This is a genomic window from Aminobacter sp. AP02, assembly GCF_003148805.1.
GTDB lineage: Bacteria > Pseudomonadota > Alphaproteobacteria > Rhizobiales > Rhizobiaceae > Aminobacter.
The window spans coordinates 69,330-78,145 of record NZ_QGGX01000022.1 but is presented as its reverse complement, the minus strand read 5'-3'; the positions used below and the strand labels follow the sequence as shown (position 1 = coordinate 78,145).

At 60.7% G+C, this 8,816-nt stretch carries 10 protein-coding genes; 5 read left to right on the top strand and 5 right to left on the bottom strand.

Annotated features, from left to right (window positions below; genetic code table 11):
- Nucleotides 1–101: 101 nt before the first annotated feature.
- Nucleotides 102–1,352, bottom strand: a complete 1,251-nt coding sequence (locus C8K44_RS23010) for an outer membrane protein transport protein (protein WP_158282779.1) — start codon at nt 1,350–1,352, stop codon at nt 102–104.
- A 534-nt stretch (nt 1,353–1,886) separates the two neighbouring features.
- Between C8K44_RS23010 and C8K44_RS23005 the strand changes: the two genes are divergently transcribed.
- Both C8K44_RS23005 and C8K44_RS23000 read left to right on the top strand, forming a co-directional pair.
- The gene (locus tag C8K44_RS23005) at nt 1,887–3,344 is read left to right on the top strand and encodes an amidohydrolase family protein (RefSeq protein WP_245417595.1); all 1,458 of its coding nucleotides are present in this window, start codon (nt 1,887–1,889) and stop codon (nt 3,342–3,344) included.
- Between the two features lie 13 nt (nt 3,345–3,357).
- Nucleotides 3,358–4,173 carry a hypothetical protein gene (locus C8K44_RS23000; protein ID WP_109578098.1) on the top strand — a complete coding sequence of 272 codons (816 nt, stop codon included), beginning with the start codon at nt 3,358–3,360 and terminating at the stop codon, nt 4,171–4,173.
- Nucleotides 4,174–4,249: 76 nt separating this feature from the next.
- On the opposite strand, the gene C8K44_RS22995 is transcribed toward C8K44_RS23000, so the two are convergent.
- Nucleotides 4,250–4,723 carry a Kazal-type serine protease inhibitor domain-containing protein gene (locus tag C8K44_RS22995; RefSeq protein WP_109578097.1) on the bottom strand — a complete coding sequence of 158 codons (474 nt, stop codon included), beginning with the start codon at nt 4,721–4,723 and terminating at the stop codon, nt 4,250–4,252.
- A 429-nt stretch (nt 4,724–5,152) separates the two neighbouring features.
- Here C8K44_RS22995 and C8K44_RS22990 point away from each other — a divergent pair, with 429 nt between their 5' ends.
- The 3 genes from C8K44_RS22990 to C8K44_RS22980 all read left to right on the top strand — a co-directional run bounded on the left by C8K44_RS22990 (nt 5,153) and on the right by C8K44_RS22980 (nt 6,475).
- Nucleotides 5,153–5,365, top strand: coding sequence for a cold-shock protein (locus tag C8K44_RS22990; RefSeq protein ID WP_109578096.1), 213 nt, complete (start codon nt 5,153–5,155; stop codon nt 5,363–5,365).
- A gap of 258 nt (nt 5,366–5,623) precedes the next feature.
- Nucleotides 5,624–5,836, top strand: a complete 213-nt coding sequence (locus C8K44_RS22985) for a cold-shock protein (protein WP_018428999.1) — start codon at nt 5,624–5,626, stop codon at nt 5,834–5,836.
- Nucleotides 5,837–6,040: 204 nt separating this feature from the next.
- Nucleotides 6,041–6,475 carry a BA14K family protein gene (locus C8K44_RS22980; protein WP_109578095.1) on the top strand — a complete coding sequence of 145 codons (435 nt, stop codon included), beginning with the start codon at nt 6,041–6,043 and terminating at the stop codon, nt 6,473–6,475.
- 95 nt (nt 6,476–6,570) lie between these two features.
- Here the strand turns inward: C8K44_RS22980 and C8K44_RS22975 are convergent, their stop codons facing one another.
- From C8K44_RS22975 to C8K44_RS22965, 3 genes are all read right to left on the bottom strand, one after another.
- On the bottom strand, nt 6,571–7,212 hold the full coding sequence (locus C8K44_RS22975) for an MBL fold metallo-hydrolase (RefSeq protein WP_109578094.1): 642 nt from the start codon (nt 7,210–7,212) through the stop codon (nt 6,571–6,573).
- Between the two features lie 134 nt (nt 7,213–7,346).
- Nucleotides 7,347–7,637, bottom strand: a complete 291-nt coding sequence (locus C8K44_RS22970; protein ID WP_109578107.1) for a hypothetical protein — start codon at nt 7,635–7,637, stop codon at nt 7,347–7,349.
- Nucleotides 7,638–7,787: 150 nt separating this feature from the next.
- Nucleotides 7,788–8,681, bottom strand: coding sequence for a branched-chain amino acid aminotransferase (locus tag C8K44_RS22965; protein WP_109578093.1), 894 nt, complete (start codon nt 8,679–8,681; stop codon nt 7,788–7,790).
- Nucleotides 8,682–8,816: the final 135 nt, after the last annotated feature.

The window sequence follows — 8,816 nt, the reverse complement described above, 5'->3', positions numbered from 1 at the left end:
GCCACCCGCTACGACCGGCGCGCCATCCACTTCCTCGGCTTCATCCACATCGCCGCAACCATGATCTGGATCCGTTGAATGTCGATTCAGCCTAGCTGCCCCTACCCGCCGAACTTGTAGCGTATGCCGAGCGAGAAGATGTCGGCACTGCCCTCTGCGGTGCCGGCGTAGCGGAAGCCGGCCGTGGTTTCGTCGACCGGTGCATCCTGAACAAAAAGATGCGAATAGCCGGCGTCGATCGAAAGCTGCTTGGTCCAGTTGTAGCTCGCGCCAATGCTGGCCCAGACGCGGTCCGCGTCCGGCAGGCGCATCGAGCGGTGCTCGTCGGTGGTTGGAGCTATTTCATAGCCAAGACCGGCCCGGAACGTCCATTCGGGATCGTATTTGTATTCGCCACCGAGCGAAAAATACCATCCATCCTGGAAGTCGAGCGCGAGGTTGGTGCGCGCGGGCGAACCGGCGAACGGCACGGTCTGGATGCGGCTCCAATTGGCCCACTCCATGCCCGCCATGACGGTGAATACGTCGTTGATGCGCTGACGCACGCCGATGGACAAGGTGTCAGGCAGGCTTACATCGGCGCTGATCGGATAGCTCCCGGCCGGAATGGTGCCGAGCGGCGGCGTCCTCAACGGGACATCGAAGGTCTGGCTGCCCTCCAGCGAATGCTTGACCATCGACCGGTAGCCTATGCCGATGGTGGTGCCGTCGAATGGCGTGAGCGTCACGCCGGCAACGAAGCCGACGTCGGTCGAGTCGCCATTGAGACGCTGTCGCGGCGGCGAAGCGATCGGGGCGAGCGCTGTTTCGATGCTGACATCGAAATACTCGATCTGCATCCCGACAGCGACGCTGATCATGTCGTTGAACTTGTAGCCGACAACCGGGGTCACATTGACCGATGTCGCGTCGGCGTCGAGATGGCTGAACATGCCGACCCACGGCGTCTGGGAGGTCGTGCTGAACCCATACGGCGCGTTGAGGCTCACTCCCAGATACAGCTGATCGTTGACAGGCATCGCGAAATATCCTGCCGGCACGACGCCGGTCTCGCCGACATTGCCGCCATTGCCCGAAATGCCCAACCTCGTGAGAGTTGAACGCGCGGGATCGACATCGAGCTCCGAACGCGGGAAAACCCCCGTGATGTTACCCTCGACGGTCATACCGGTCACCATCGTCACGGCCGCCGGGTTCCAGAACATCGAGCTGATCGAATCGCCTGGCGCTGCCATGCCCGCGAAGCTCGATCCCTGGCCGTAGGCGGATTGCTCGCGCACCGCGAAACCTCCAGCCTGCGCAGTGGCGATCCCCGCCACCAACGCCCCGATCGCTGAAACAAGGGAAATCACGTTTACCTTCCCAATGCCCAAGCGAGGCGACGGAAGTGCTACTTCAGTGCAAGTTGAGCAATCGGACGACGGGTGCGTCCAGGAAATCGAAGCAGTGAGGGTAAATCCTGGTGCCTTTCTTGCAGAACCGGCACGGACAACATGGCTCAGGCGCATCCAGAGATCCCCTCTGCATTACAAGCCAAACCCACCCCTGATGTGAAGGTGAATCATCATTGCCGGAGGATCAATTGCTTTCTTGACCCGAACGGCACTGCGCAAATTTGTGTGATGCATCGGCCACAGGAAGGCGGTGCGAACGCGGCTTCTGTCTCCTCGCCCGAAATAAGCAGACAGTGGAGATCGGCGTGGCAATGCGAACTGCTGTCAACGCCTGCCTCTCAAAGCGCGACTTCGCTTTCATTAGGCAATGCTGATCCAACGCGCACGAATACTACGCAGCGTCTTTTTGACCGGAGCCAGATCGGCATCGTGTGTTGATCGAATGCCGCCCGATTGGCATAGCCATATGCGAACGAGAGGGAGTGGCACATCATGTTGATGCGACTTGGTCAGAAATATCGGCATCTAGCCCATGGCTCGGCTTGCGCTTGTCATACCCGGGACGTGCAGAAACTGATCGAGCGAATCGACAAGGGGCTGTCGCGCCGGTCGGTGCTCAAGGGTGTCGCAGCAAGTCTTGCCGCTCCTGTCCTTGGCATGGCCAATCATGCCTTCGCGCAAAGTCCCGCAAAGCCGGTCCTGCTCAAGGATGTCAATATTTTCGACGGGACAGCCAGCAAGCTCGTCAAAGGCCACAATGTGCTGGTCGAAGGCAAGCTGATCAAGGCACTTGTCGCTTCCGGAGACATGGTCGCCGACGCGGACGCAATCGACTGCGGCGGGCTGACTCTGATGCCCGGCATGATCGACGCGCACTGGCATGCGATTCTTGCCGGCATTTCGCAGATAGCCGCGATGTCAGCCGATATCCCCTACATTCACCTTGTCGCCGCCCAGGAAGCCGAACGTACGCTGCTGCGCGGCTTTACGACGGTCCGAGATGTTGGTGGCCCGTCCTTCGCGTTGAAGCGTGCAATAGACGAAGGGCGCGTTTCAGGGCCGCGCATCTATCCTTCCGGCGCCATGATCTCGCAAACGTCGGGGCATGGCGACTTCCGTATGCGAACGGAATTGCCGCGTACGCCGCAAACCAACCTCAGCGCGGCCGAGCAGGCTGGCATCTCCGCAATCGCGGACGGTGAAGCAGAGGTCCTGCGCCGGGTACGCGAACAGCTCATGCTCGGTGCCAGCCAGATCAAGATCATGGGCGGCGGCGGGGTTGCCTCCGCCTATGATCCGATCGACGCGCTCCAGTATACGGAAGCCGAAATGAAGGCAGCGGTATACGCGGCGGCGGACTGGGGCACATATGTCTGCGTTCACACATATACGTCTGCCGGTATCCAGCGCGCACTGGCAAGTGGGGTGAAATCCATCGAGCACGGGCAACTGGCTGACGAGGATACGGTGAAGCGCATGGCCGACGCGGACGCCTGGTGGAGCATCCAGCCCTTCCTTGCCGATGAAGATGCCAACAGCTACCCCTCACCCGAACAGCGCGAGCAGCAACAAGAGATAGCCCAAGGTACTGCCCGCGCTGTCGAACTGGGACGCAAGCACAACGTCAAGATGGCGCTGGGTACCGACATACTGTTCAGCCCGAAGGGGACCACGACACAAGGCAAGCAACTCGCCAAGTTCGCGCGCTGGTACGACAATGCCGAAGTGTTGCGTCTATTGACCAGCGGCAACGCCGAACTTGCAGCCCTTTCGGGGCGGCGCAATCCCTATCCGGCAAAACTCGGGCGTATTGAAGATGGGGCGTATGCGGACCTTCTCGTGGTCGACGGAAATCCGCTCGAAGACATTTCCCTGATCGCCGATCCTGAACGCACAATGAAGCTCATCATGAAGGATGGGCGCATTCACAAGAACACGCTTTCGGCGTGAAGGGGAAAGTTCGTTGCGCAAGCATTCTGTTGTCGTTGCCCTCGCCATTTCTGCCACTCAGGCTGCATATGCTGCCGACACCGTCATTGCTCAACCGGAAGAGACGCCACTCGTGGCGGAGCGCCCAGCCTGGGCGTTGCAGATCACACCCTACATGTGGGCGGCAGGCCTGAAGGGCAACATCTCTCCGTTTCGCAGTGCGCCGACCATCGGCGTCGAAAAGTCCTTTTCCGATGTCCTGAACGACCTCAACTTCGGTGGGTTCGTCAATGTATGGGGTCGTTACGAACGGTTCGTGCTCTCGGGCGACCTGATGTACGTCAGCACGACGGACAGCCATGCTTTCGGTCCTTTGCCAGCTTTGCCCGGTCCAATACCTCCGGGCACGGTCGTAAACGGCAGCGTCGACACCAAGCAGTTCATGGCGACCTTGCAGGGCGGATATCGCGTGCTGGAAACGCCCGGCTTTACCCTGGACGCGCTTGGAGGCGTACGCTTCTGGCATATTTCGAACGATGTCACTGTCAATGCCCTGGGGCTATCGCGCAGTTATGGTGAAAGATTCGGATGGGCCGATCCCGTCATCGGCGCACGCGCTCTGCTTCGGATGACCGACAAGCTGTCGCTGCAGGCGCAGGTGGATGTTGGAGGCTTTAGCGTAGGATCGGATTTCACCTGGTCTGCCCTTGCCACGGTCAACTACATCGTCACCGATAAGCTCTCGCTTTCCGCTGGCTACAAGGCACTCGACGCCGACTACGATCACGGCGGTCACGTCTATGACACACGCCTGAGTGGACCGGTCCTCGGCGCGACGTGGCGTTTCTAGCAAGTCAGGACGCCAAACGGGCTCCAACCAAGACCGCCTCCCGGCTCATCATCCGGGAGGGGTTTGTCACGCGCTCCTAGCAGGAGCCCTGATCGACGACGCGGAAGCCGGCGGCATCCGCCTGGCAGCTATTGGAGAAAGTGCGCAAGGTACCGCCACGCCGGCCACAGACCGGCCGGTACTCCATGGTGCAGAACTGCTCGTTGCCACCGCCTCCACCGTTCCAGCCGCCACTACCACCGCCCCCGTTCCAGCCGCCTCCGCCACCGTTCCAGCCAGTGTCTCCGCCACCACGGCACTCGCCACCGCGAATGATCCTGAAGCCGGCAGCTTCGGCCATGCAGGCATTGCCGAAGGTCTGGCGCTCGCTGCCGCGGCTCGCACAGACGGGATCATATTCGCGCGTGCAGAATTGCGGGCCTGGGCCCGGACGTGGCGGCAGCGGCCTTGGTCCAGGGCCTTCCTCCACAACCACGCAAGATGCCAGCATCACTGACAGCAACGCGGAGACGGTTGCTTTCCGTGCCAAGATCCTTGCCGAAAACGTCATGAAAATTCCCTCTTGTTCCCGCCCCTCGCGGAAATGGTCTCAGCCCCTGCCTCGATCCTGTCGATTCTGTCAACGAAATCAATCCGCGCTCGACCTGCCCTGGCGGGCGCGGCAATCTGGCCAATGGCGGCCTTTAGGAAGGCCGTATATGAGTGCGATGATGCGAAGTGCCGCCGCGAGTAGCGCCTACATCTTGCAACCTTCACGTTTCCGTGTCATACAAGTTTCAGTTCGGGCGTTTGCTGACCCGGAGACTGGAACGTTTTGCACGACCCTTTCCCCGATACTGTGAATCTCTGACGACCCCGTGACTCGGCGGGGGGTTTAATCATGCGCAAATGCATGACCGCCAAGCAAAACCACCGACTTGCCGCCGACGCCAGGCGGTTGGCAGGTCCAGACCACTGAACGGGTGAAGGAGTTCTCCCAATGGCCCAGACCGGTACCGTAAAATTCTTCAACGCAACCAAAGGCTTCGGCTTCATCACGCCGGATGGCGGCGCCAAGGACGTTTTCGTCCACATCTCCGCTATCGAGGCTTCGGGCTTGCGCACGCTCGTCGACGGCCAGAAGGTCACCTTCGACGTCGAGCCCGACCGCATGGGCAAAGGCCCGAAGGCGGTCAACCTGCGCGCGAGCTAAGCTTCGCCAGTTGAATTGAATGACAAGGGGCGCGGTGGGCAACCACCGCGCCCCTTGCTTTGGCCCTCGCCTCAGCGCCGCCATCCGCTGTCAATCAAGACGCAAGAGCCAAGAAATCCGGGCATTTACCAGAGCTCTCGGACGGTCGCGAACAGCGAAAGTTTTGCTTGCCGATCACCCAAAAATGAACGACAAATTTCCACTTCGGGCATTTTGCCGGCCCGAAGACTGGAATTGATGGGATCAGAGGAGTTTCCCATGCCGCAGACCGGCACCGTCAAGTTTTTCAACCATGCCAAAGGCTTCGGCTTCATCACGCCGGACGACGGGGCGAAGGATGTCTTCGTCCACATATCGGCCGTGCAGGCGTCGGGCCTTCCCGGTCTTGAGGATGGGCAGAAGGTTTCTTTCGACACCGAGCCGGACAAGCGCGGCAAGGGTCCCAAGGCCGTCAATCTGACCGTCGGCTGAGAGCCTGTATTCGGCCGGAGCGTTAGCCCCGGCCACATTGCTCAGTCTGTTTCCCCGCCACGCCCATTGGCGCCTGTCGGGTTTGATTAATTCGGCTGTTATCCTGAAAATTCCGTTCAGGCTGCGTTCAGGCTCGATCCCCTAGACACATTGTCGACGCTAATCTCTGGCCTTGATACCGGCCGGACGGCGAAGGAGACCGACATGAACCGCATCATCAAGACCCTTGTCCTTTCGGCAGCCGTTGCTGCCACCACGCTCGCCGCGCTGCCCGCGGCCGAGGCTGGTGAGCGCTGGCGCCGCTACGACGGCCACCGCAGCAACGATACTGGCGCGATCGTCGCGGCCGGAGCACTCGGCCTGATCGCCGGTGCTGTCATCGCTGGCAGCGCCAATCGCCCGCAGCCGGTCTACGACTATGACTACTACGAGCCGCAGCCGCGCCGCGTCTATCGCGATAACTACTACCGCCCCGCCCCGCAGCGCCGCGTGGTCTACTCCGGCGGTGGCGGTTACGGCATGGAGCCCTGGACGCCCGAATGGTACCAGTATTGCTCGGATCGTTATCGCAGCTTCAAGCCGCGCAGCGGCACCTTCACAGGCTATGATGGCGTAGAGCGCTTTTGCACCGCCAACTGATCGAAGGCTAAGCTTGCTTTTCCTTGCCTCCTGAACCGACAAAACGGCGCCACCTCAAGGTCGGCGCCGTTTTTCGTTGGCAAGGAAGCTATGCTTTAGACGAGATAGGGATTGCTCCGGCGCTCGTCGCCGAAACGGCTGCCCGGACCATGGCCGCAGATGAAGCCGACTTCATCGCCGAGCGGCAGAAGCTTTTCCTTGATCGAGCGGATCAGCGTGTCGTGGTCGCCGCCGTAAAGATCGGTGCGGCCGACCGAGCCCTGGAACAGCACGTCGCCGACATGGGCGAACTTCGCGTCGCGGTTGTAATAGACGACGTGGCCGGGCGCGTGGCCGGGGCAATGCAGCACCTCGAAGACGTGGTTTCCGAACGAGACCGTCTCGCCCTCGGTCAGGAACCGATCTGGCACGCAATTGCGTACCGAACCGGCCATGCCGAATTTCTGGGCCTGGGTCACAAGGTTATCCAGCAGCGGCTTGTCGGCCTCGTGCGGACCGATGATGTCGACATCAAGTGCTTCCTTGAGCTCCATTGCCCCACCGGCATGGTCGATATGGCCATGGGTTAGCCAGATCGCCGTAATCTTGATGCCGTTGTCCTTGAGCACCGACAGGATAGTCTCGACGTCCCCGCCCGGATCGACCACGACACCGGTTTTGTCGTCGGTGTCGAAGAGGATCGTGCAGTTCTGCTGGAAGGGCGTGACCGGCACGATCCCGGCATTGAGCTGTCCCATGGGCTTCCTTTCTGATCTTTGCCCCGACATAGGGTCAGACAGGACATTCGTCCACATCGTTCGGCTTGGATTCCCACCCCAAAAATGAAATGGGCGGCCTGAGCCGCCCAGTCCGAATTCCGTCTGAAGCGAAGTTATTTCTTCATGGCGCCCATGACCGCGCCAACGATCGCGGTCAGGATCGCGCCGCCGCCAGCACCACCAACCACGTCGCCGAGAATGCCGCTGAGCGCGCCTGTTGTTGCAGGATCAGCCGCACCGCCCAGCAGACTGCCGAGTATCTGTCCGCCAGCGATACCGCCGACGCCACCGGCGATCAGCTTCGTCACCTGCCCCATCGCCGCTGTCTTGATCGCCGCACCGACGGCCTGTCCGCCAATAACGCCGGTTACAATTTGTATGATGATCGGAAGAAGTGATTCCACGACAATTCCCTCCAATTGCATGCCGGCCCTCAGAATGCCGACGTCAACATCAGACGCCGAAATCCGCGAAAGTCAAATTCCTCATCACCCAAGCAAAAGGGGCGGTTCGAAAACCGCCCCCTTGCCATCGTTAGCTATTGAATTCGCAGATTATTCCGCTGCAATCGCGTGCTTGGGCTGAACCGCCGCCGCGTAGTCGTTCATCAGCGTCTTGGCGATCTCGCCAACCTCGAATCGGTACTGCCCGATCTCGGAAACCGGCGTCACTTCGGCTGCTGTGCCGGTGAGGAAGCACTGCTCGAAGCCGGCCAGTTCCTCAGGCATGATGGCGCGTTCGATGACTTCGATGCCCCTGTCGCGGGCAAGACCGATGACGGTGCGACGGGTGATGCCGTCGAGGAAGCAGTCCGGCGTCGGCGTGTGGATCTTGCCGTCCTTGACGAAGAAGATGTTCGCGCCGGTCGCTTCGGCCACCTGGCCGCGCCAGTCGAGCATCATCGCATCGGCAAAGCCCTTGGCTTCGGCCGCGTGTTTGGACAGGGTGCAGATCATGTACAGGCCGGCAGCCTTGGAGCGCGACGGTGCGGTGCGCGGGTCGGGGCGGCGCCATTCAGCGATATCGAGGCGGATGCCCTTCAGCTTCTGCGCCGGGTCGAAGTAGCTCGGCCACTGCCAGATGGCGATGGCAACGTTGATGCGGTTCTTGTGGGCGGCGACACCCATTTCCTCGCTGCCGCGCCAGGCGACCGGGCGGACATAGGCGTCCTTGAAGCCCTGCTTCTTCAGCAGCTCGCGGCAGGCATCGTCGATCTCGGCGACCGAATAGGGGATCTTGAAGCCCAGGATGCGGGCCGATTCATGCAGGCGCTCGGTGTGCTCGGTGAGCTTGAAGATCTCCCCGCCATAGGCGCGCTCGCCTTCGAACACCGAACTTGCATAGTGCAGACCATGGGTTAGTACGTGAATCTTGGCTTCGGCCCATTGGACGAACTCGCCGTTCATCCAGATGAATCCATCGAGTTGGTCGAAAGGAACGGATGCCATGGTATACCTTCCCGCAGGCGGGAGCCTGCCTATCGTTTTGTATCGTTCTTAATGGCCCGTAAGGGGCCTGCTGGATAAAGCGTAGGCGGGCTAGAATACCAAAGCAAACTCACGATGTTTCGGAAAAAACCATCG